Source organism: Pseudofulvimonas gallinarii (genome assembly GCF_004343305.1).
GTDB classification, from domain to species: domain Bacteria; phylum Pseudomonadota; class Gammaproteobacteria; order Xanthomonadales; family UBA2363; genus Pseudofulvimonas; species Pseudofulvimonas gallinarii.
Genome location: NZ_SMAF01000029.1, coordinates 12,308 through 34,195 on the forward strand (window position 1 = coordinate 12,308; position 21,888 = coordinate 34,195).

The 21,888-nt window shown below is 67.4% G+C and carries 17 protein-coding genes; 14 read left to right on the top strand and 3 right to left on the bottom strand.

Translation table 11 applies throughout. The features are described 5' to 3' along the window. Positions 1-25 precede the first annotated feature (25 nt). The 6 genes from EDC25_RS13390 (at position 26) to EDC25_RS13415 (ending at position 7,148) form a co-directional block, all read left to right on the top strand. Positions 26-2,017 carry a bifunctional 2',3'-cyclic-nucleotide 2'-phosphodiesterase/3'-nucleotidase gene (locus EDC25_RS13390; RefSeq protein ID WP_132577682.1) on the top strand — a complete coding sequence of 664 codons (1,992 nt, stop codon included), beginning with the start codon at positions 26-28 and terminating at the stop codon, positions 2,015-2,017. 129 nt (positions 2,018-2,146) lie between these two features. Beyond that, positions 2,147-3,229, top strand: coding sequence for a glycine cleavage system aminomethyltransferase GcvT (gene gcvT / locus EDC25_RS13395; RefSeq protein ID WP_123522288.1), 1,083 nt, complete (start codon positions 2,147-2,149; stop codon positions 3,227-3,229). A 64-nt stretch (positions 3,230-3,293) separates the two neighbouring features. Beyond that, positions 3,294-3,686 (top strand): glycine cleavage system protein GcvH, encoded by a 393-nt coding sequence (gene gcvH, locus EDC25_RS13400; RefSeq protein ID WP_123522289.1) that lies wholly within the window; start codon positions 3,294-3,296, stop codon positions 3,684-3,686. Positions 3,687-4,137: 451 nt separating this feature from the next. Beyond that, on the top strand, positions 4,138-4,686 hold the full coding sequence (locus EDC25_RS13405) for a hypothetical protein (protein WP_123522290.1): 549 nt from the start codon (positions 4,138-4,140) through the stop codon (positions 4,684-4,686). A gap of 292 nt (positions 4,687-4,978) precedes the next feature. Further along, positions 4,979-6,001, top strand: a complete 1,023-nt coding sequence (locus EDC25_RS13410; RefSeq protein ID WP_123522291.1) for an SRPBCC family protein — start codon at positions 4,979-4,981, stop codon at positions 5,999-6,001. Between the two features lie 127 nt (positions 6,002-6,128). Then, positions 6,129-7,148, top strand: a complete 1,020-nt coding sequence (locus EDC25_RS13415) for an energy transducer TonB (RefSeq protein ID WP_132577683.1) — start codon at positions 6,129-6,131, stop codon at positions 7,146-7,148. 806 nt (positions 7,149-7,954) lie between these two features. Here the strand turns inward: EDC25_RS13415 and EDC25_RS13420 are convergent. Then, the gene (locus tag EDC25_RS13420; RefSeq protein WP_123521039.1) at positions 7,955-9,214 is read right to left on the bottom strand and encodes a serine hydrolase domain-containing protein; all 1,260 of its coding nucleotides are present in this window, start codon (positions 9,212-9,214) and stop codon (positions 7,955-7,957) included. Between the two features lie 75 nt (positions 9,215-9,289). Between EDC25_RS13420 and EDC25_RS13425 the strand changes: the two genes are divergently transcribed. From EDC25_RS13425 to EDC25_RS13445, 5 genes are all read left to right on the top strand, one after another. Further along, positions 9,290-9,874 carry a LemA family protein gene (locus tag EDC25_RS13425; RefSeq protein WP_123521040.1) on the top strand — a complete coding sequence of 195 codons (585 nt, stop codon included), beginning with the start codon at positions 9,290-9,292 and terminating at the stop codon, positions 9,872-9,874. A 25-nt stretch (positions 9,875-9,899) separates the two neighbouring features. After that, the gene (locus tag EDC25_RS13430; RefSeq protein WP_123521041.1) at positions 9,900-11,900 is read left to right on the top strand and encodes a M48 family metallopeptidase; all 2,001 of its coding nucleotides are present in this window, start codon (positions 9,900-9,902) and stop codon (positions 11,898-11,900) included. A gap of 242 nt (positions 11,901-12,142) precedes the next feature. Continuing rightward, on the top strand, positions 12,143-14,473 hold the full coding sequence (locus tag EDC25_RS13435) for a di-heme-cytochrome C peroxidase (RefSeq protein ID WP_205984862.1): 2,331 nt from the start codon (positions 12,143-12,145) through the stop codon (positions 14,471-14,473). Next, positions 14,470-16,554: a patatin-like phospholipase domain-containing protein gene (locus EDC25_RS13440; RefSeq protein ID WP_123521042.1), complete on the top strand. Its 2,085-nt coding sequence runs from the start codon at positions 14,470-14,472 to the stop codon at positions 16,552-16,554. The genes EDC25_RS13435 and EDC25_RS13440 overlap by 4 nt, the downstream gene beginning before the upstream one ends. A gap of 82 nt (positions 16,555-16,636) precedes the next feature. Beyond that, a complete protein-coding gene (locus EDC25_RS13445; protein WP_165910914.1) occupies positions 16,637-18,304 on the top strand; it encodes a diguanylate cyclase in 1,668 nt (555 codons plus the stop codon). Between the two features lie 48 nt (positions 18,305-18,352). Here EDC25_RS13445 and EDC25_RS13450 read toward each other — a convergent pair whose 3' ends face one another. Both EDC25_RS13450 and EDC25_RS13455 read right to left on the bottom strand, forming a co-directional pair. Continuing rightward, positions 18,353-18,715 carry a DUF1304 domain-containing protein gene (locus EDC25_RS13450; RefSeq protein ID WP_123521044.1) on the bottom strand — a complete coding sequence of 121 codons (363 nt, stop codon included), beginning with the start codon at positions 18,713-18,715 and terminating at the stop codon, positions 18,353-18,355. Between the two features lie 69 nt (positions 18,716-18,784). Beyond that, a complete protein-coding gene (locus EDC25_RS13455) occupies positions 18,785-19,777 on the bottom strand; it encodes a glycerophosphodiester phosphodiesterase family protein (protein WP_123521045.1) in 993 nt (330 codons plus the stop codon). 734 nt (positions 19,778-20,511) lie between these two features. Here EDC25_RS13455 and EDC25_RS15065 point away from each other — a divergent pair. The 3 genes from EDC25_RS15065 to tnpA form a co-directional block, all read left to right on the top strand. Continuing rightward, the gene (locus tag EDC25_RS15065; protein ID WP_240639580.1) at positions 20,512-20,649 is read left to right on the top strand and encodes a hypothetical protein; all 138 of its coding nucleotides are present in this window, start codon (positions 20,512-20,514) and stop codon (positions 20,647-20,649) included. Between the two features lie 347 nt (positions 20,650-20,996). Next, a complete protein-coding gene (locus EDC25_RS13465; protein WP_132577684.1) occupies positions 20,997-21,524 on the top strand; it encodes a hypothetical protein in 528 nt (175 codons plus the stop codon). 76 nt (positions 21,525-21,600) lie between these two features. Continuing rightward, the coding region (gene tnpA / locus EDC25_RS13470) for an IS66 family insertion sequence element accessory protein TnpA (protein ID WP_132577685.1) at positions 21,601-21,888 on the top strand (288 nt) is incomplete at its 3' end.

The following is a 21,888-nucleotide window of genomic DNA, read 5'->3' on the forward strand; positions in this document are numbered from 1 at the left end:
TCCGCCACAGCGCGGAGTACCCCTCATGGTCCAGCCCCTGATCCGATTCGCCGGCGCGGTCACCGCGCTGTGCGTGCTTGTTGCTTGTGCCGCCACGCGGCCGCGCGGGGGCGAGGACGAATGGCAGGCGACGCTGGCGGTGCTGGCGACCAGCGACCTGCATGGCAATGTCCTCGGATTCGATTACTACCGCCGGCGCGAGGATCCCACCGTCGGCTTCGACCGCGTCGCGACACTGGTCGCCCAGGCCCGGGCGCGATACGCCGACACCCTGCTGGTCGACAATGGCGACACCATCCAGGGCACGCCGCTGGCCGACTGGCAGGCACGCGTCCAGCCGCCCGCCTGCGAAGACCGGCTGGCGATCCATGTCGCCATGGACCATGTCGGTTACGACGCCGGCACCCTTGGAAACCACGAGTTCAACTACGGGCTGCCTTTCCTGTCACAGGTGGCCGGCGTGCCCTTCGACGACGGGCAGGCGGACTGTCGCGGTCCCGGTTTCCCGCTGCTGCTGTCCAACCTGGTGCATGCCGACGATGGCCGGCCGTTGCTGCCGCCACGCCTGCTGCTGGAGCGTCAGCTGCATGCGCGCGACGCGAAAGGCGAGGTCGTCCGCAAGCCCGTCCGCATCGGCCTGGTCGCGCTGGCGCCGCCGGGCATCATGAAATGGGATGCGCGGCACCTGGCCGGTCGCGTGCGGATGGTCGATGCCCTGGATGCCACGCGCGGGCAGGTCGCGGCCCTGCGCGCGGATGGCGCCGATGTCGTCATCGCACTGGTACACGGCGGGCTCGACACGCGGCCGTGGGATGGCACGCTCGACAACCCCGGCTGGCATGTCGCCGCCAGTGGCCTGGTCGATGCGATGGTCCTGGGTCACGAACACCTGCGGTTTCCCGATCCGCACTCGGCACGGCCGGCCTATGGCGACCTGCCCGGCGTCGATGCCGGCGCCGGGCGCGTGCACGGCGTTCCGGCGGTGATGCCTTCATTCTGGGGTCGCGCCCTGGGCGTGATCGAACTGTCGCTGCGTTTCCGCGACGGCCGCTGGCAGGTCGACCGTGACGACAGCCGCAGCCTGCTGCTGCCGCACGGCGCGACGGACGCGTCGGGCGTCACGCCCGATGCGCAGGTCGCCGGGCTGGTGGCGCAGGCCCATGCCGGCACGCTCGCCTGGCTGGAGGAGCCGATCGCCGAAACCCGGATCGCGATGACCACCTTCTTCGCCGATGTCGGCGACACCAGCGCCCTCGATGTCGTCAACCGCGCCCAGGTCGATTACCTGCGCGAACGCATCGACGCCGACTGGCCGCAGTTGCGCGGCCTGCCGCTGCTGTCGGCGGCGGCACCGTTCAAGACCGGCAGCGCCGGACCGGACGACTACACGCAGGTCGCCGCCGGGACGCTGGCGATCCGGCATGCCGCCGACCTTTACCTCTATCCGAACACGCTGGTGGCGGTGAAGGTGACGGGTGCGCAACTGAAGGCCTGGCTGGAGCAGTCGGCGAAACGCTTCAACCGCATCGACCCGGACGTCGCGACGCCGCAGCCGCTGGTGGACACCGGCGTGGCCGGCTACAACTTCGATGTCATCGACGGCGTCCGCTACGTCATCGACCTCACGCGTGAGGCCGGTGCGCGCATCGTCGATCTGCGCCATGCCGACGGCCGCGCGGTGGATCCGCAGGAATGGCTGCTGGTCGCGACCAACAACTACCGCGCCGGCAACGGCCAGTCGTTCGGCTTCGATGCCTCGGCACTGGTGGTCGACACCCAGGCCGGCAATCGCGACGTGCTCATCGACTGGCTGCGTGAGCGCCGCGTCGTCGACGGACGCGACCCGCGGTCCGCCCCGCCCTGGCGATTCGCGCCGCTGCCGCCGCAGGCCAACGTCACCTTCAGCACGCGCGCCGGGCTCGCGGCGGAACCCTCGTTCGGTCCGCACCGACTGCAGCGCGTGGCGGACACGGACGACGGTCGCGCAGTCTATCGGCTGCACGTCGGTCCTGAGTGAGGCGAACGCGCGCGACCTTCCTGCTGTCGCGTGCGTGACGTCCCCCCGCTCCCATCCGGCCGCCGCTGCTGAATCCCCCTCGCGCAGCGCGTATAGTTCGGCCCCGTTACCTACGGAAAGTTTTCGGACATGAGCCAACAGACCCCATTGAATGCCGTCCATCGCCAGCTCGGTGCCCGCATGGTCGATTTCGGCGGCTGGGACATGCCGATCAATTACGGCTCGCAGATCGAGGAGCACCACGCCGTCCGCCGCGACGCTGGCATGTTCGATGTCTCGCACATGACGGTGATCGACCTGGATGGCGATCGCAGCCGCGACTTCCTGCGCCACCTGTTCGCCAACGACGTCGCCAGGCTGAAGACGCCGGGCAAGGCGCTCTATACCTGCATGTTGAACGAGACGGGTGGCGTCATCGACGACCTGATCGTCTACTGGCTGGCCGGCACCCGCTACCGCATCGTCTCCAACGCCAGCACCCGCGACAAGGACCTGGCATGGATCCGTCGCCATGCCGCCGACTACGCGGTGACTGTCACCGAGCGGCCGGAGATGGCGATCATCGCCGTGCAGGGGCCGACGGCACGAGAGCGCGTGCACGGTCTGCTGTCGACGGCGACCTCGCAGTCGGCGACCGCGCTCGCCCGTTTCGCCGCCATCGAAGGCGACGGCCTGTTCATCGCCCGTACCGGTTACACCGGCGAGGACGGCTACGAGATCGTGCTGCCCGACAGCGAGGTGGTCGCGTGGTGGCAGAAGCTGGTCGATGCAGGCGTGCGTCCCTGCGGACTCGGCGCACGCGACACACTGCGCCTGGAGGCCGGCATGAACCTGTACGGGCAGGACATGGACGAGACCACGACGCCGCTGGAATCCGGCCTGGCCTGGACGCTGGCGATGAAGGACGAGCGCGCCTTCCTCGGTCGCGCCGCCCTGCAGGCGCAGCTCGACGCCGGCGTGCCGCAGCGGCTCGTCGGCCTGGTGCTGGAGGACAAGGGCGTGCTTCGCCACGACCAGCGCGTCATCACCGACGCCGGCGACGGCGTCATCACCTCCGGCACGTTCTCGCCGACGGCCGGCAAGTCGATCGCACTCGCGCGTGTGCCGCGCGATGCCACCTCCTTCCGCGTCGACATCCGCGGACGCGAACTGCCGGCACGCGCCGTCGACATCCCGTTCGTGCGTGATGGCCAGGCGCGACCGGGACTGTGACGTTTCCACCCGGTCCGGAAATCCTGAATTAGAATCCTCCCCAACGACCCCGGAGAGCAGCAACATGAGCGAGATACCTGGCGACCTCAAGTTCCTCAAGAGCCACGAATGGGCCCGCGTCGAGGACAACGGCACGGTGACGGTCGGCATCTCCGATCACGCCCAGGGACTGCTCGGTGACCTGGTCTATGTCGAACTGCCGCAGGTCGGCGACAGCGTCGATGCCGGCAGCGCCTGCGCCGTCGTCGAGTCGGTGAAGGCGGCGTCCGACGTCTATTCGCCGGTGTCCGGCGAGATCGTCGCGGTCAACGCCGCGCTGTCCGACAAGCCCGAAACGATCAACGAGGATGCCTTCGGCGAAGGCTGGATCTTCGTCGTGAAGGCCAGCGACCTGGGCGAACTGGAAGAGCTGCTCGATCCGGACGCCTACGCCGAACTGATCGAAGGCGAGGAATGATCGCAGCGATGCATCGCGACCGGCGCGCATCGGGATGAAGGTTTCCGGAGCGCGCTCCAGCGGCATCGGCATCGTTTTCCGGAACACGCGAACGATCATTGTCACGACCGCTGCGGATGAAGCGATGATCGACGTGAGAAAAAAATGACGGAATCTTCGTCTAGACGATTGACACCGTGGATGCAAGTGATTAGTTTCTGCGCAACCCACGGATCGCAACCCGGTGGCGACGGTCCAGAGAGCTTCAGAACAGTGCCGAAACGGTCCCTGCAGCTGACAATCAGAACGAATGACGCGGCAGCCCAGCCGCGCACCGCCCACCATCCCCGACTTTCATCCACGTCGGTCGGCCGACCATCCCCATAACTCCACCAACCGGCCGCCCGGCGTTTGCTGCGTTCGAGTTTCACTGGGCAACACACACAACCACTAACGAGGAGCTAAGACGTCTATGGCAACTACCAGGAAAGCTGCGAAGAAACCTGCAGCCAGGAAGGCCACGGCCAAGAAGGCAACGAAGAAGGTTGCGAAGAAGGCCACCGCCAAGAAGGCAACGAAGAAGGTTGCAAAGAAGGCCACGGCCAAGAAGGCAACCCGCAAGGTAGCCAAGAAGACCACCGCCCGTAAGGCGACGGCGAAGAAGGCCACCGCGAAGAAGGCAACGAAGAAGGTCGCCAAGAAGGCCACCGCCAAGAAGGCCGCCAAGAAGGCGACCCGCAAGGTAGCCAAGAAGACCACCGCCAGGAAGGCGACCGCCAAGAAGGCGACCCGGAAGGTAGCCAAGAAGGCGACCGCGAAGAAGGCGACCCGGAAGGTAGCCAAGAAGGCGACCGCGAAGAAGGCAACGGCGAAGAAGGCCACTGCCAAGAAGGCGGCCCGCAAGCCGGCTGCCAAGAAGGCGGCCAAGCGTCCGGCGAAGAAGACCAAGCCTGCCGTGAAGAAGGCGGTCAAGCCGGTGACGACGCCGATCGCCCCGGTCCTCAGCAGCACCGTGCAGTAATAAAGCGTCGGCTTCGCCGACGTCATGACCCTTGCCACCCTCCCCGTGTCGCCCAGCGCGGGGAGGGCAGTTCCACCAGGCGGTGCCGTCCGTATCCGCCTTTCCAGTCTCCCCGGATTCCCCGACCCGTTGTGGCCGCCTCGCCGCGACCGCATGTCCCGGCACCCATGTCCTAGGCGCTGACGTCCACCTGCGTCCGTCGCGCCGTCGCGCTCACTAAGTCCGGGCCGCCCTTGTGCTCATGACGGTGCCGCACTGTAATGGCGCACCCGGCCCCTGACGATCCGTCGCCATGAAACGACTGCTGAAGTTCCTGATCGCCCTGTTCCTGCTGCTCGCCGTCGTTTTTTTTCTCGGTGCCTACCTGTTGCCCGATCGCGCGCGCATCTCGCGCCAGGTCCGCATCGACCGGCCCGCCGGCCAGGTCTTCGCCGTCGTCAACGACCTGCACCGGTTCAATGAATGGTCGCCGTGGTTCGATCTCGATCCGTCCGCGACCTACCGTCACGAAGGACCGGAGCGGGGTGCCGGTTCGGCGCTGCACTGGTCGGGCAATGATGCCGCCGGCAGTGGCACGCTGCGCATCGTGTCGAGCGAAGCGCCCTCGCGCGTGGAAACCGAAGTCGCCTTCGAAGGCTTTCCCGATCCGGCGCGGGCCCTGCTGCTGATCAGCGGCGACGGCGACGCCAGCCGCGTGGAGTGGACCTTCGAGACGGCGCTGAATGGACCGCTTGCCCGCTGGTTCGGACTGCTGATGCCGCGTTACATCGGCGCCGACTATGACAAGGGGCTCGGACGGCTCAAGACGCTGGTCGAGTCCGGACCCGACGTCGATTTCAGCGACCTCGAGGTCGCCGACATGACCACCTCCGCCTTCGACGCCATCGTCGCCGATGGCGAGGTGCCGGCCGGCGACATGGACGCCGCCGCCGCAACGCTCGGCGATCTCTATGGCCGGCTGCTGGCGTTCGCCGCCGCGCAGGACCTGGAGATCATCGGCCAGCCGCTGACGCTGACCAGCGAACCCGGTGCGGCGACCTGGCGCTTCCAGGCGGCACTGCCGGTGCGCGTCGCCGGTGCCGTGCAGGAAAGCGAAGGCGTCGGCCTGCTGCGCATCCCGGCGTCGCGCGCCTTCGTCATCGAGCATGTCGGACCGTACGACGGCCTCGATGCGGCCATGGTGAAGCTCGACGCCTACGTGACGGCCCAGGGTCTTCGCCGCGCCGGCCCGATACGCTCGGTGTACGTCAGTGATCCGGGGGACACCGCAGCCGACGAACGGGTGACGCGCATCGTCTGCCCGCTGGCCGAGTAAGGCCGTAGCGGCTGCGCCGATGGCCGCAGGGCCGCCCGCGCGGCCGTCGGCAAGACACATTTGTTTTCTTGCCCGGACGAGGTCGAACGGGTAAAACAACGGGTTACAGGGAAAGGAGGTACCCGGTATGGCACAGCAGTCCCGAGATCCCATCGATCGACTTCAGCGCGGCCTGATCATCGCGCTGATCGCGATCATTGCCATTCTGGCTGTCGTGCTGGGCATCCGCATGTTCACCGGCGGAACCGAGTTGCAGACACTGGGCGCCATCCAGACGGGACCGGCAACCGATGGCGGGTCGCGCGGCAATATCGATGCGCTGCTCGCCCAGGCGCGTACCGCGATGGCGCAGAGCCGCATGGTCTCGCCGCCCAACAACAACGCCTACCAGTATTACCTCGCCGTCCTCGAGCAGGATCCCGGCAACGTGTCGGCGCGCGAAGCGCTCAACGACCTTTACGGCATCGCCGTCAGCAGCGCCGACCAGGCGGTGGCCGCCGGCGACTTCGACGATGCCAGCCGCCTCGCGGATCTGCTGGCGGTGTCGAACCCGAACTCCTTCACCGTGGTGAACTTGCGCCAGCGCATCGATCGTGCGCGTGAAGCCGCCGCGGCCGCCGAAGCCGCCGCGCAGCAGCGCCAGCAGGCACAGGCCGCAGCCGCCGCCGCGGGCACGGCCACGCCCGATGAACCGGAACCCGCGCCGGCGCCGGCGCCGGCCGCCGAACCGGCGTCCGACCTCGCCAGCCTGACATCGCCTGCCGCACCGGCGACTACGACGTCGGCGCCTGCCGCACCGACGCCGTCGCCGGCCACGACGCCGCGTACCACGACCACGACGACCGCTTCGGCTGCGCCTCCGGCCGCGGCCCCGGCGGTCCGCGAAGCGCGCATCCTCGCCCGCGTCGATCCGGAATATCCGCGTGAAGCCATGCGCGGTCGCCAGCAGGGCTGGGTGGAAGTGGAATTCACCATCGGCGTCGATGGTTCGGTCAGCGAGGCGCAGGTCGTCGCCAGCCGTCCGGCGCGCATCTTCGACCGTGCCGCGACGCGTGCGATCCAGCAGTGGCGTTTCGAGCCGCGTTACGAGAATGGCCAGCCGGTTGTCTCGCGTCTGCGCCAGCGTTTCGACTTCCGTCTCGACTGACGGCGGTCCCCAACACGGAAAGCCAGGGGAAGGGCGGCCCAGGCCGCCCTTTTTCATGACGCGTGCTGGCAGGGCGGTCGGGACCATCGCCCGCCGTCGGCAACGACCGTCCGCGAGCGGGTCGATGTCCGACGGAGCCGCGCCCAGGACAGCGTGCGCCAGAACGCTGTCGAACACCGGTTCCCCAGCTCGCGGTATGAGCGCGGTCGCGAGGCCGCATCCAGGTCGCGGCATGAACACCGTCGCGAAGCCGCATCCAGGTGCAGGGATGGTGCTCGCCGCGGAACCGCAATGAGATCGCGGCATGCGTTCCAGTGGCGCCGCGGCAGGACCGGGACACGTGCGTCGATCGGCAGCCATCGCAGATGCCTTGCACGCTGGCCACGGGCGGCGATACCTGATGTCGGGCGCGTATCGACGCACGGCGGTGATCCCTTGCAGCGTGGCCGCCGACGCGCAGCGTCAGCCGCGAGTGCGGTCATCACCTCCGGGAACCGCGGGATGCAGGTACGGCGCATGTGGAAGCAGCACCGGGTCGGACCGGCCGAGCGCCGCAGCGCATGCGGACGGTAGCCGGAACCGGCTTGCTGAGAACGGGCAAGCAGACAGGCCGGAAGACCGACCGCATCCGTGCCGCGAGCCGACCGGTCGGCAGTCGGTGCAATGCCTCCGTTCCGGTTCTGCGGCGTCACGGATCGACGCGAGCACGGGCGTCACGCATCGCCATTCCCGCAGGCGGCAGGGGACGCGCGGGATCCGTGACTCCTGGTCGTCCGCCGGCAGAAGGTCGCTGCCGAAGCCGGCCTTCAGCGCCGCTGCGTGCGGCGCGTCGTCGCCGGCCGCTGTGCATGGAGCACGCGGTCCAGCTGGATCCAGTCGACTTCGGGCAGGTTGAGGTAGCGGTCCATCGCCACCGGCAGCAGGCCGGCCGGCACGTAGCTCTCGCTGTTCCATACGAAGGCGACGCCGAAGCGGCGGTCGGGCAGGAAGCCGATCATGCCGCGATAACCCTGCACCGCGCCGGCATGGAAGATCATCCGTTCGCCGGCGTAATCCATGATCCGCCAGCCCAGCCCGTAGGAGGCGCTGCGCAGGCGCTGCGTGCGCCAGCCGGTGCCGCGGATCTCGTAGGGTGTCTCGACCTGCGGCGTATGCAGCTCGGCCAGCAGTTCCGGCGGCAGTACGTCCGGGAAACCGCCCATCTGCGCGATCAGCCACTGGCCCAGGTCCTTGGCGCTGGCATTGATGCCGGCCGCGGGTGCGACGCGATAGTAGGTGTCCTTGGGGGTCTCCAGCGTCAGCCGCCCCGACCGGAGCACATGCGGGCGTGCCCAGTTGCTGCTGGACTCCAGCGCCTCGCGGCCATGCGTGGCGGTGTGCATGCCCAGGGGCGTGAAGATGCGCTTCTCGACCTGGAACGAATAGAAGTTGCCGGTGGTCGCGAACACCATGTCGCCGATCAGGCTGAAGGCGACGTTCTGATAGCCGAAGCAGTCGCCGACGCTGCAGGTCATCGGGATCGACTGCAGCGTCTCGACCAGCACCGGATAGGGTTCGTTGGCTTCCAGGCGGCGATCCAGCGTGTTGAAGGGCAGCCCGACGCGATGGCTGAGTACGTCGCGCAGGGTCAGACGGCTGGTGTCTTCCGGATTCGCCAGCGCCAGGCCGGGCAGCCACGGCTGCACGTGCATGTCCCAGTCGAGCACGCCTTCCTGCACCAGTTGCGCCGCGACCGTGGCGGCGAACGCCTTCGACAGCGAGGCGAGCCGGAAGACGGTGTCGGCATCGACGGCCGCCTGGCTGGCCACGTCGGTGACGCCGGCGCCTTCGGCCATGAGGACGCGGCCTTCGTGCACGACGACGCCGGCGAGGCCGGCCACCTGCGGCACGTCGGCAATCCGCTTCATCAGGTCGCTGATGTCGCTGGCCAGTGACTGCACCCGCTGCTGCTCCGGCGGCAGCGGCGTGGCGATCGAGGCGCGCCCGACCAGATCGGGGGCGGCGCCGATTGCCGGTGTGACCCCGGCGAACAGGCAGACGGCGGCGATGTACGGCAGGAAACGCATGGTATTCTTCGGCGCGCGCGGACGACTGGCCGCATCTTAGCCGCAACGGCAATCCATATTCACAGGAGGTCGAACATGTCCTGGGTCATTCTCGCGGTAATCGTCGGCCTCGTGCTCTGGGCCGTCGGCATCTACAACGGCCTTGTCATGGCGCGCAACGCGTACAAGAACGCCTTCGCGCAGATCGACGTCCAGCTGACGCGTCGCTATGACCTGATCCCGAACCTCGTCGAGATCGCCAAGAAGTACATGGCGCACGAGCGCGAGACGCTGGAAGCCGTGATCCAGGCGCGCAACGCCGCCGTCAGCGGCCTCGGCCAGGCCAAGGGCAATCCGGGCGACCCGGCGGCCATGCAGCAGCTGTCCGGTGCCGAGAACCAGCTGTCCGGCGCCCTCGGTCGACTGTTCGCGCTGTCCGAAGCGTATCCGGACCTCAAGGCCAACCAGACCATGATGCAGCTCAGCGAGGAACTGACCTCGACGGAGAACAAGGTCGCGTTCGCGCGCCAGGCCTACAACGACGCCGTGATGAACTACAACAACCGGCGCGAGGTCTTCCCGAGCAGCTTCATCGCCAATACGTTCGCGTTCCAGCCGGCCAGCCTGCTGGAGATCGAGAACGAGGAAATGCGCAAGGCCGTGCGCGTCGATTTCGGCTGATCCCCGCACAGGCGTCTGAACGGCGATGGCGACGAACTTCTTCGAGCGCCAGCGACTGGCGCGCCGCGACAGCCAGCGGCTGGTCATCCTGTTCGGCATTGCCGTCATCGCCATCGTGGTGGCGGTGACGGCGGTCCTGATGGTGTTCCTCGGCCTGGGCGACAGCGGACGCGTCGCCCAGGGCAAGGGCATCCTGTTCTCGAACTGGAAGGTGATCGCCTGGACCGGAGGGCTTACGGTGGCGGCCATCGCCGGCGCCAGCCTGTTCCGCACCATCCAGTTGCGTGAAGGCGGCGCGGCGGTCGCGCGCAGCCTGGGCGGTACGGAAATCCCCCCGTCCAGCCGCGACCGCCACCACCAGCGCCTGCGCAACGTCGTCGAGGAGATCGCCATCGCCTCCGGCGTGCCGGTGCCTCAGATCTTCGTGCTCGAACACGAACCGGGCATCAACGCCTTCGCCGCCGGACTGCGCACCACCGACGCCGCCATCGGCGTCACCCGCGGCGCGATCGAACAACTCAGCCGCGACGAGCTGCAGGGCGTCATCGCGCACGAGTTCAGCCATGTGCTCAACGGCGACATGCGCCTGAACCTGCGCCTGATCGGCTGGCTCGCCGGCATCACCTTCCTCGCCGTCATCGGCCGCATCCTGATGCGTGCACGCGGCCGCAATTCCGGCGGCATCGTGATGTTCGGCGTCGCCTTGCTGGTGATCGGCTCGATCGGCCTGTTCTGCGCCCGCATGATCAAGGCCGGCATCTCGCGCAAGCGCGAATACCTGGCCGACGCCTCCGCCGTGCAGTTCACGCGGCAGAACGCCGGCCTGGCCGGCGCCCTGAAGAAGATCGCCGCCCATGCCCACGGCTCGACGCTGGAGGCGACAGATGCCGAGGAGGTCAGCCACATGATGTTCGGCGATGGCGTCGGCTATTCGAAGCTGTTCGCCACGCATCCGCCGCTGGAAGAACGCATCCGCGCGCTGGAACCGGGCTTCAAGCTGACCGACCTGACCGCATGGATCCGGCAGCAGAAGAGCGCCGATGTACGGACCGCGGCCGAAGAGCGCCGCGCACCCTTGCCGGACCTGGAATTCACCCGCGTGTTGGGTCCGGCCGGCGCTGCCATTCCCGCGCCGGTGATCATCGCCGGCCTGCCCGCGGCCGCATCCGCGGCGCTCGCACCCGGGGACGTCCTCGAACAGGTCGGCAGCCCGGGCGCCGACGACTACCGCACCGCCGGGCTGCTGCACGATTCGCTGCCCGCCGGCCTTGACGAGGCGGCGCACCAGCCCGACCTGGCGATGCCCGTGCTCGCCGCCCTGCTGCTGGCCGAGCCGGGCGCGATCCGCCAAGCGCAGCTGGCAGCCGTGGCGGAGAAATTCGACGCCAGGGCCGCTCAGCATGCCGATGCCCTCACGCGCCTGACGGCCGCCCTGCATCCGATGCAGCGCCTGCCGATCGCCGAGATCGCCTTCTCCTCGCTGCGGCGCATGCCGGCCGGCCATCTGCGCGATACGGCCGACGTCGTGCAGGCGCTGGTGGTCGCCGACCGCAACGTCAGCCTGTTCGAGTTCTGCCTCGGCTTCCTGCTGCGCCAGCACATCGACGAAGTACTGTCGCCCCGCGACGCCAAGGAAGGACGCAAGTCGCTGCCGGCGGTGCAGCCCGCGATCGGACTGGTGCTGTCGCTGCTGGCCGATGTCGGTCATCCCGACGACCGTCGCGCTGCCGAACGCGCGTTCGCCGCCGGCCTGGCCGAACTGGGCCAGAGCATCACGCTGAAGTTCGACCTGCCGCTGGACTGGTCGCTGCGGCTGGGCCCTGCGCTGGTCGAGCTCGACCAGCTCGGTCCTGTCGCCAAGTCGATGCTGATCGCGGCGATGACGCAGGCGATGGCGAACGACGGCCGCATCGACGTCGCCGAGGCCGAACTGCTGCGCACCACCTGCGCCGCGCTGCATTGCCCACTGCCGCCGCTGCTGCACGAGGCGCGCACCCGCCTGGCCGGCACGCCCACCGTCGACTGACTCGTCGCCCGCAGCCACGACCGCAACGCAGGCGAGTGCATCGCCGTGGCGTTGCCATGAGCCTGTGCTCCATCTCCTGCACCGACGACGGGCCGTGCCCTTGAATGCGCGCCGGTATGTGCCGCGGCGATCGATGCGCAGCAGTGATCGTTCGCGCTCGTTGAGCGACAGGACGCAACGGCGGTCCCGGCCTGCTAGAGTTGCGGCGGGAGACGGCCTGCGCCGCTGAAAGGGGACAACGCATGAATAGCAACATTGACGGCGCGGCAGCGCAGCCGCGTTTTCTTGTGCGCCAATGGCAGCGCCTGATGGCGGTACCGCTGGGCCGCCTGCTGCGCTGGCTGTTGTGGGTGGTGTTGGTGTTGCTGATCCTCGCAGTCGGTGCCTTCACGCTCTACGTGCTGTTGCCGGCCTCGACCATCCCCGCCTACGAGCCCATCGACGAGTATGTCTATGCCGACCAGGGCTGGGGCACGCAGATGGATGCGCCACAGCGGCAGCTCTGGTACTACACGCCACAGGGCACCTCGCTGCCGCAGGGCGTGCTGACCACAGCGATGCGCTACGACTGGTTCGTGCACCTGGAGATGCCGTTCGGCACCGCGCGTTTCGCCGATCCCGAACACATGCGCCGCTACCGCTTCCTGGTCGATCCGGAATCGACGCCGGCGAATCCGGACCAGCTGCCGGTGGGGTTCACGCGCCACTTCAGTCCTGCCATCGGCGAATACGTCCTCGACATCACCTGCTCGGCCTGCCACACCGGCGAGTTGCATTATCCGCGTGCCGACGGCCGTCGTGTCGCACTGCGCATCGACGGTGGCCAGGCGATGCACGCCTTCACCGACATGCAGCGCGGTTCCTTCGCGCCGACGCTGGCGGCGTCACTGATCGCCACCTACTTCAACCCGCCGAAGTTCAATCGCTTCGCCCGCAAGGTGATCGGCGCGCGCTATCCGGCCGGCAAGTCCGCGCTCAAGGAGGCGCTGTGGAGCACGATCAAGGCTCTGCTGGAAACCGGCCAGAACAATCCGCTGCGCCACCTGTATCCGGTGCGCGAGGGCTTCGGTCGCACCGATGCGCTGGGACGCATCGCCAACACCGCCTTCGGCGACCATCTGGTGCCCGGCAACTACCAGGTCGCCGACGCGCCGGTCAGCTACCCGTATCTGTGGAACATCTGGAAGTTCGACTGGGTGCAGTACAACGGTTCGGTCAGCCAGCCGCTGGCGCGCAACGTCGGCGAGGCGATGGGTGTCGGCGCGGTACTGCGACTGACCGATACCTACGGCAATCCGCTGCCGAAGGACCAGCGGCTTGACAGCTCGGTCATGGTGCCGAACCTGGTGCGCATCGAGCACGCGCTGCAGCACCTGAAGCCGCCGGCCTGGCCGGAGGACCTGTTTGGCGCGGTCGACCCGGCCAAGGTCGAGCAGGGTCGCGAACTGTTCGAAAGCCACTGCCGCCACTGCCACGGCCCGCACGTCGCGAGCGCGGCGCAGCAGCAGGCCGAGGCGCCGGGCAAGCCCGGACCGTGGGCGCAGTGGCGGATCGAGGTCATCGATGTCGACCACATCGGCACCGACGCGACCGCCGCGCGCGCGTTCATCGACCGCCGGTACGACCTGACCGCGGCCGGCCTGGACCGCGATGAAATCGCCGGCCTCCTGCGTCCGCTGCTGGTCCGGCAGCTGGCGCGCGATGCGCGTTACCGGCTGCGGGAAGTCATCGACGGCCGCCGCGCGCTGGGCATGGACGTCACGCTGCTGGAAGCGCTGCTGGAGGCCTACCCGGATCCGGATTCACAGCCACAGCCCTTCCTGCCGCGCGACAGCTTCGCCGCGATAGAACTGGCGCTTGCATCGCCGGCACCGACGCAGGCGCCGCCGTTGCCTTGGGAATGCGACCTTGACTGCCACACCGACTGGCTGGCCTGGGACGTCACCGGTGCCGAAGCGGACATCGAACGGCAGCTGGCGCGGCTGGAACCGGCCTCGCTGACCGAAGGCGAAGGCCTCAACCTGCTCGGCCTGCTGATCAAGAACCGCTACTACCGCGAGAACGGCATCGACTACACGCGACAGCAGTGCATCGAAGGCTTCGGCACGCTGGACCTGCCGCAGCAGATCGCCGGCTACAAGCCGCGTCCGCTGGCGGGCGTGTGGGCGACGCCGCCATTCCTGCACAACGGCTCGGTGCCCAGCCTCTACGAGATGCTGTTGCCGCCCGACCGGCGCAGCAAGCGCTTTTTCGTCGGGCGTCGCGACTACGACCCGCTGCATGTCGGCTATGTCACCGAGCCGGACGAGGATGGCACCGACGACGGCTTCTGGCTGGATACCACGGTCAAGGGCAACAGCAACGCCGGCCACGGTTTCAGCGCCGACGCGCAGACCTGGGCGAATCACCGCGCCGACCCTCGGGCGAATCCGCTGCCGCCCGGCGTGATCGGCCCGGCGTTCAGCGATGAACAGCGCTGGGCGCTGGTGGAATACCTGAAGGTGCATCGTGATCCGGAGACGCCCGCCGACTTCCAGTCGCCCGACTGCGGCCTGCCGGGGGTTGCGCCATGAACGCGCATGGATCGCAGGACGCGACGTTCACGCGCGACCCCGGCCGCGTCCACGGCGACGAGCGCGAGTGGCTGCGTGCACGCCGTGCGGCTGCCGGCCTGCCACCCCCGGATGACGACGAGGTCGGCCTTGCCCTGTCCGGGGGCGGCATCCGCTCGGCGGTGTTCAACCTCGGCCTGCTGCAGTCGCTGGCCAGGGCCGACCTGCTGCGCCGCGTCGATGTGCTGTCCTCGGTGTCGGGTGGCGGCTACATCGCCAACTGTTTCCACTGGCTGCGCCACGTGCTGCCAGCGGCCGGCGACGACGTTTTCAAGGCGTGCCTGGCCGACGGTTCCGGCAACGTCCTCGACTGGCTGCGCCTCAACGGCAAGTTCCTCATCGCGTTCCAGGGCTTCTCGATGTGGACGCTGGTCGCCTCGATCCTGGCGGCGACGCTGTTGAACCTGCTGGTGCTGGGGCCACCGTTGCTGCTCCTGCTCTGGCTGCTCAGCCGCGACTGGTGGACCGCGGAATGGCCGGGCTGGCTGGCCTGGTCGGGCGAGGCGGCGCCGGCCGGTCACGACGGCTTCTGGCTGCTACTGCGTGCCGGCCTGTGGATGCTGGTGGCCTTTCCCTTGGTCGCGGTGGTTTTCGGGTTCATCGTCGGCAGCCTGCGCGCCCGTTCGCAGGGCATGGTCCGGACCCTGCGCCTGTTCATGGGCAAGCTGCTGATGCTGTCCGTCGGACTGATCGGACTCGGACTGATTCCGCTCGCGGCGCGCTCGGGCGATGCCGCGCTCGCCGGTGCCTCCAGCGACTGGATGCGCCAGGCCGGCATCCATCTCGACTATGCCGCCGCGCTGGCCCTGGGTGCCGTGCTGCTGCTGGTCGGGCAGGCACGGGCGCGCGCCGGTCGCGAGGGCCTCGCGATGCTGGGCCTGGCGTTGCTGGTGTACGGGGTGATCCTGCTCGGCTACTACCTCGCGGTGGAACTCGACGTCGTCACCAGCACCGCCTTCGCGGTCTGTTTCGGACTCTCGCTGCTGTTCGCCTTCACCTGCGACGTCAACCGCGTGTCGATGTTCGCCTACTACCGTTCGCGCCTGCTCGGCGCTTTCATGCCGCGCGTCGAAGGCGGCATCCCGGAGCCGCGACCGGAGTTCCACCTGCATCGGCTGCGCCCCGAACATGGCGCGCCGTTGCCGGTCATCAACACCTGCCTGAACACCTGCAGCTCCAGCGATCCCAAGCGACAGGCACGCGCCGGCGAAAGCTTCTTCCTGACACCGCTGTGGCTGGGGTCGACGGCGACCGGATTCCGGCGCAGCGACGACTACGGCGGCGATGCCGGCACCATGGCCAGCGCGATGACCATTTCCGCCGCGGCGATCGATCCGGATACGCATGCGACCCGCGGCCGCGCGGTCAGCTTCCTGATGGCGCTGCTCAACGTGCGGCTGGGTTTCTGGGGCCTGAACCCCGATCGCACGCCGGCGCGCTGGGTGCCGCGCCTGTTGTGGTGGCAACTGCTGGGCCGCGAGATGCTTGGCATCGGCCTGTCCGAATCGCACCGGCACATCCATCTCAGCGACGGCGGCCATTTCGAGAACCTGGGGCTCTACGAGCTGATCCGCCGTCGCCTGCGCTACATCGTCGTCAGCGATGCCGGCGCCGATCCGGACCTGGATTTCAGTGATCTTGGCCGCGCCATTGAACGCGTGCGCGTCGATTTCGGCGCCGAGATCGAACTGGCGGTCGATGGCCTCGCGCGCGAGCGCGAGCGCGGCGCCGCGCAGCGGCCCTGGCGCCTTGGCCGCATCCGCTACGCCGACGGCAGCACCGGGCAGATCCTCTACCTGCGGCCGATGATGTGCGAAGGACTCAGCGCCGACATCTACACCTACTGGCGCGGCCACCCGCTGTTTCCGGACGAACCGACCTCGAACCAGTTTTTCGGCGAGGCGCAGTTCGAGGCCTATCGCGCCCTGGGCTGGGAGATCGCCAGCCGGCTGACCGGCAGCGATGGCTGCGCATCGGTGGCCGAATGGTTCCAGCGCCTGGCCGACCAGGAAGCGCCGGTACCCGAGGCGGTGGCGTCATGACCCGTACCTGCATCGGCGTGCGGAGCCGGCATTACACTTCCACCGGCGACCGCGGGTCGCGCTGAGGGGACGCGAGGCGAGGATGGGCCGATCGCAGGGAATGTTGCGGCTGGGCATGGCATGCCTGCTGCTGGTGCTGGCATCGCGGGTCTGGGCGCAACCCGTGGTCGAAGTGACGCCGGATTTCGACCGCCTGGACCTGACCCCGCATCTGGAAATCCTCGAGGATGTCGAAGGCGAACTGGACTTCGACGCCGCACGCAGGGCGACCGGCTACGCGCCGGTGCCCGCCGCCGGTCCCAACTTCGGCTTCTCCACGTCGGTGTGGTGGGTGCGTTTCGCCGTGCACAACACGGGCAGCGAACCGGCGGTGCTGCTGCTGCGCCAGGACTATCCGCTGATCGACCACCTGGACCTGTGGCTGCCAGATGGACGTGGTGGCACGCGCCACCTGCATACCGGCGACCGCAAGCCTTTCGCCAGCCGCGATATCGACCTGCGCAACTTCGTGTCGCAGCTGGTCGTGCCGGCGGGCGAGACCGTGCCGGTCCTGCTGCGCTACGCCACCGGCGGCAGCATGGACATCAGCCTCAAGCTGTTCGCGCCCGTGCCGCTGCTGGAACAGGTCGGCGTCGAGCAGCTCGCCTACGGCATCTACTACGGCGGCTTCATCGCCCTGATCTTCTACAACCTCATCATTTTCGTGGCCGTGCGCGACCGGGTGTTCTTCTGGTACCTGCTGTACGCGGTGGTGTTCGGCCTGCATTTCGGCGTCCACAACGGTTTCAGCTACCAGTTCCTGTGGCCGAACAGCCCGGCCTGGGCGAACCAGAGCCTGGTCGTGCTGCTGGGACTGTCGCTGATCTTCGCGTTGCAGTTCACACGCGGCTTCCTCGACGCCCAGCGCATGCTGCCGCGCTGCGACCGCATCGCACAGATCCTGCAGGCAATGGCCGGGCTGATCGTGCTGGGCTCATTCGTGCTGCCGTACGGCACCGTGGTGGTGCCGATCGCCCACGTCACCATCCTGGTCACCGCCCTGATCCTGTTCATGGGCACGCGTTCACTGCTCGCGGGCTACCGTCCGGCGCGCTACTTCATGCTGGCGTGGATCGCCATGCTGCTGACCGTGTTCGCCTACATGCTGAAGGCGTTCGGCATCCTGCCCAACAACGTGCTCACCCAGAACGGCTTCCAGATCGGTTCCCTGCTGGAAATGACACTGCTGTCGGTGGCGCTCTCCGCGCGCGTGCGCGACCTGCAGAAATACAGCTTCACCGATCCACTGACCGGGTTGCTCAACCGCCGCTCCTTCGACCAGCACCTGGAACTGGAATTCCTTCGCGGCCGCCAGGGCGGGCCGGTGTCACTGCTGGTCATCGACATCGACCACTTCAAGCGCTTCAACGACAGCCATGGCCACGCCGCCGGCGACAAGGCCATCCGCCTGGTGGCGCGCCACCTGGACCGCAACCTGCGTCCCGGTGATGCCGTTTATCGCTACGGCGGTGAGGAATTCGCGGCGATCCTGCCCGGCGCCGACCTCGATCAGGCCCGGGACGTTGCCCAGCGCCTGCTGGGACCCGTCGACAGTGGCGGCATCACCGACGACCCGATAACCCTCAGCATCGGCGTGGCCTGCAGTGATGGTCTGCCGGAACCGGTGGCGGCGCGCCTGTTCGAACTGGCCGACCAGGCCCTGTACCAGGCGAAGACCGAAGGTCGTCACCGCGCCGTCGCGGCGACCTGAGTATTCCCGGCGACCGTCGTGGCAACGCGCGGCGGGTGACTTGTGGGCTCAGCTCCGTCCGAGCAACACCAGCGTCAATGCGATCGCGGCCGGCAATGCCTGGACGTACAGAATGCGGCGACTGACGGTGAGCGCGCCGAACACGCCGGCGACGATCACGCAGCCCAGGAAGAACAGCACGATGTGGCGGCCGGCATCGCCGAGGTAGAGGCCCCAGGCCAGTCCGGCGGCGAGGAAGCCGTTGTAGAGGCCCTGGTTGGCAGCCAGGGTCTTGCTGATGGCGGCCGACTCGCGCGTCAGCCGGAAGGTGCGCAGGCCCAGCGGCTTGTCCCAGAAGAACATTTCCAGCACCAGGAAGTACAGGTGAAGCAGGGCGACCAGCACGATGACGGCGGTGGCGGCGAGGGTCATGGGCGTGCCTTCGGCAGTTGACGGGGCGTGGGTCCAGCATAGCGGCAACGCGATGCCGTTTTCGCGATGTCAGCGCGCGCTGCCGGACTTCAAGGCCGGTCCGATGATCTCGATGCGATCGGTCCAGAGGTAACCGTCGAACGTCGCGGGAACGTCGCCCAGGGACGCCGGCGAATCCAGTCCCCTGGTGCGCGGCCGCGTCAGCGCGGTCGAGCCGGTGAGGATGAGCTCGCTGCCGGCCGCCTTGAATCGCTGTTGCAGGCGGTTGGGCCAGCCCCACATCCAGGCCGCGACATTGACCGGAATGGCGACCAGCGTGTTCCCGCACGCTTCCGGCATCACGCCGGTCCATGCCATCAGCAGATACCGCTTCACGCAACGCTCGACGCCAGGCCGCGTGAAACCGCGCAGCCCTTCAATGCGTCCGGTCGCGCGAACCACCGGTTCCTCACCGCCGTATACGCCCCAGACGCGCGCGCGCCAGGACGGTCGCTCGGCCAGCATGACGGCAAGCCGGTCGCCCTCGCCGGCATCACGGCTCTTGAAGTTGATGAGGAAACGCCCTTCCGGAAAGGCCTCGAAGACCTCGGCCAGGCTGGGGATCTGGCCGATGCCCTGGCCGCGCAGGGGAAAGCTGCGTCCGCCATCGGCGCTGTAACCATGGCCGATGTCCAGCGCCTTCAGCCTTGCCAGGTCGTGGTCACGGGTTCGGCCCGTGCCATTGGTGCGGCAGTCCAGCGTCCAGTCGTGGAACACGGCGAAGTGGCCGTCGGTGGTCGGATGCACGTCGAGTTCGACGACATCCGCGCCGGCATCGAAGGCGGCCTGCATGGAACGGATCGTGTTCTCGATGTAGTCGTGTCGCGGCGGTTCGATCAGGTCTGCCGTGCAGGTATCGCGGTCGACGTCCTGCCTGCTGTGGGTCTGGTGCACGCCGAGATGCGCGATCAGGCGTGGCCGGCCATCGCCGGCCGGTGCGAGCCAGGCCGCGTTCACGAGGTAGACCGTCAGCAGCGCGGCAAGCAGCGCAAGGGCGATGCCGCGTTTCCGGTGGCGCTTCATCTGGCAATGCTCAGGGACGGGGTTGTCGTTTCACGGCAGGGGATGGCTGCGGGCCTGGCCATGCGCGATGTCGCGGCGGCGGGCGGACAATCCGGTCCCGGCGGTCGGCACGCGGAGCATGTGCGGCGCGACGCGGTGACAAGCGCATTGGAGCGTGGATCCCGGCAGAACGCGGCACGGCAAAGAAAGGGTATCCGGATTCTGATGTGGGAAGTCGGCCTGATGACTGCAGGTCACGATGGCGGGCAGTTGTTGGATCCGTGAGCCGGACGGCAGGGGCGATCTCAGGAGATTCTGTGGGTTCGCGGCCAGCGGTGGCGACCAATTCGCCAATACGATGACATGCGTCACGTTTCGAGGCGTAGGATCGCTGCTGCACCAAACGGTGTGCATGGGACGAGTAGACTGCCGGCAAGGAGGCGACGCGCGCACCGATCTCTTCCGGCGACGGACGCTCGGCAGTGCACTACGAAACTCGATGTATGCGCGTCGGCGGCAAGGCAAAAAAATGATGAGCCCTTCATTCAGGCTCAGTTGTAAGCCCAATGGTCGTCAAGCCGCCACCCCAGCCGTATTCTCGCGACGCTTGAAAGAGGCGTCGTTTTTTTTGCGGGCAGGCTTGTCGCAGCGGCGACTTGGGGTGGCCGCCGGGGCTCGACCCGGGCGTGGCCAGTGCCCGGATCAACCGATATGAAACCGGGCTGCATGAACCGGGGCATCAGATGGAGAGGCTGGTGGCTCAGACGCTCAAGGTTCCCCATCCTTACTTCCACTGCGAGGACGACCAGCTTGCGTGGCTGATCCTGCGGTTCGATGCAATGTCGAACCGACAGCGCAGTGAGTTGCTGAAACAGCTTGGCTCCGATATCTAGCCCGCATTTCCTGCACGTTACTGCTGCGGCTACCGATGCACTCGCCGTAGCGTGGCGTGCTCCTTCGAATCGGGTCGGTATCGTGTTGATTACGCCCTTGCTGTCTCTTAGTCCGCGTGCTGCATCACGCCATAGTCTCGACGCCCTCGTGCCGGACGGCTGCGAGAAATGCCGGCCTGCTTATCCCGATCCGACTGCCTTGGCGTGTTTGGCAGCTTTGGTTGGCGTAGCGGTCAATGGTTCGCAGAAACCGTCTGTTTCAAACGCTGGTTCCGTGTGTCCGCCAAGCATGCTGGCCCGTGGGCGTACCATGTGCTTGCATGTGCAGGTACATCGCGGAGACTGAAATGAAACCTCTACTGTTCGCTTTCCTCATCGCTATCGTGTCATTGACGCAGTCGGCAGGAGCCTTCGTCAACCCGCCCGCGCTCGCCCCGGAGGTTGCTCAACCGGGACAAGTCGTCAATCTCCACCTGACGACGGGTGTGTGCGATGGAGTTCTAGGTGGCGCAAACAATCCAGCCATAACCATCAACGGCCAGTCCATCGATGTTCTGATCGATGCGATCAGACGATTTGACCCGTTGTTCTGCCCGTTTCCAACAGTCAATCATGTCTGGCCTATCGGGACATTTGGTCCTGGCACTTACAGTGTCACTGTGCGCTATCGATTTACTCCTTTCGGGTTGCCAACGGTCATAGAAGCGCTTGGTGTCCTGCCGTTGCAGGTTCAAGGGACACCTGCAACGGATCCCCGGCCAGTTCCAGCCACGAACTGGCCTTTCCTTGCCTTGATGGTGATCGCCATCCTATTGATAGGGATATTATACAGTGACAAGGTGTTACGCTTATGTCATTTTGATGTTGATCTGTAAGCGTCCGGTCGCGACACCTGTTTCCGCGCTGCTGATTGCGGTGTGATGAGTGCTCCGGATTTGAAGGAGCGCACTGATGAAGAGCACGCGGACACGCTGGGCGGCCCATGTGGCCGCGTGGCAATCCAGCGGTTTGAGCCAATCGGCGTATTGCCGGCGACAGGGTCTATCGCTGGCGAGTTTCGGCTACTGGCGCCGACAGCTTCGCACCGATGAACCGGATGCCAATGTGCCGGTGACGCGTGCGCTCGTTCCGATCCAGGTGGCGTCGGCGCCGGTGTCGCTGTCCTCACCGTGGGTGGAGGTGTGCCTGAGCAACGGCCTGCGGGTTCGGTTGCCAGGGCTGGTCGATCAGGCCTCGGTG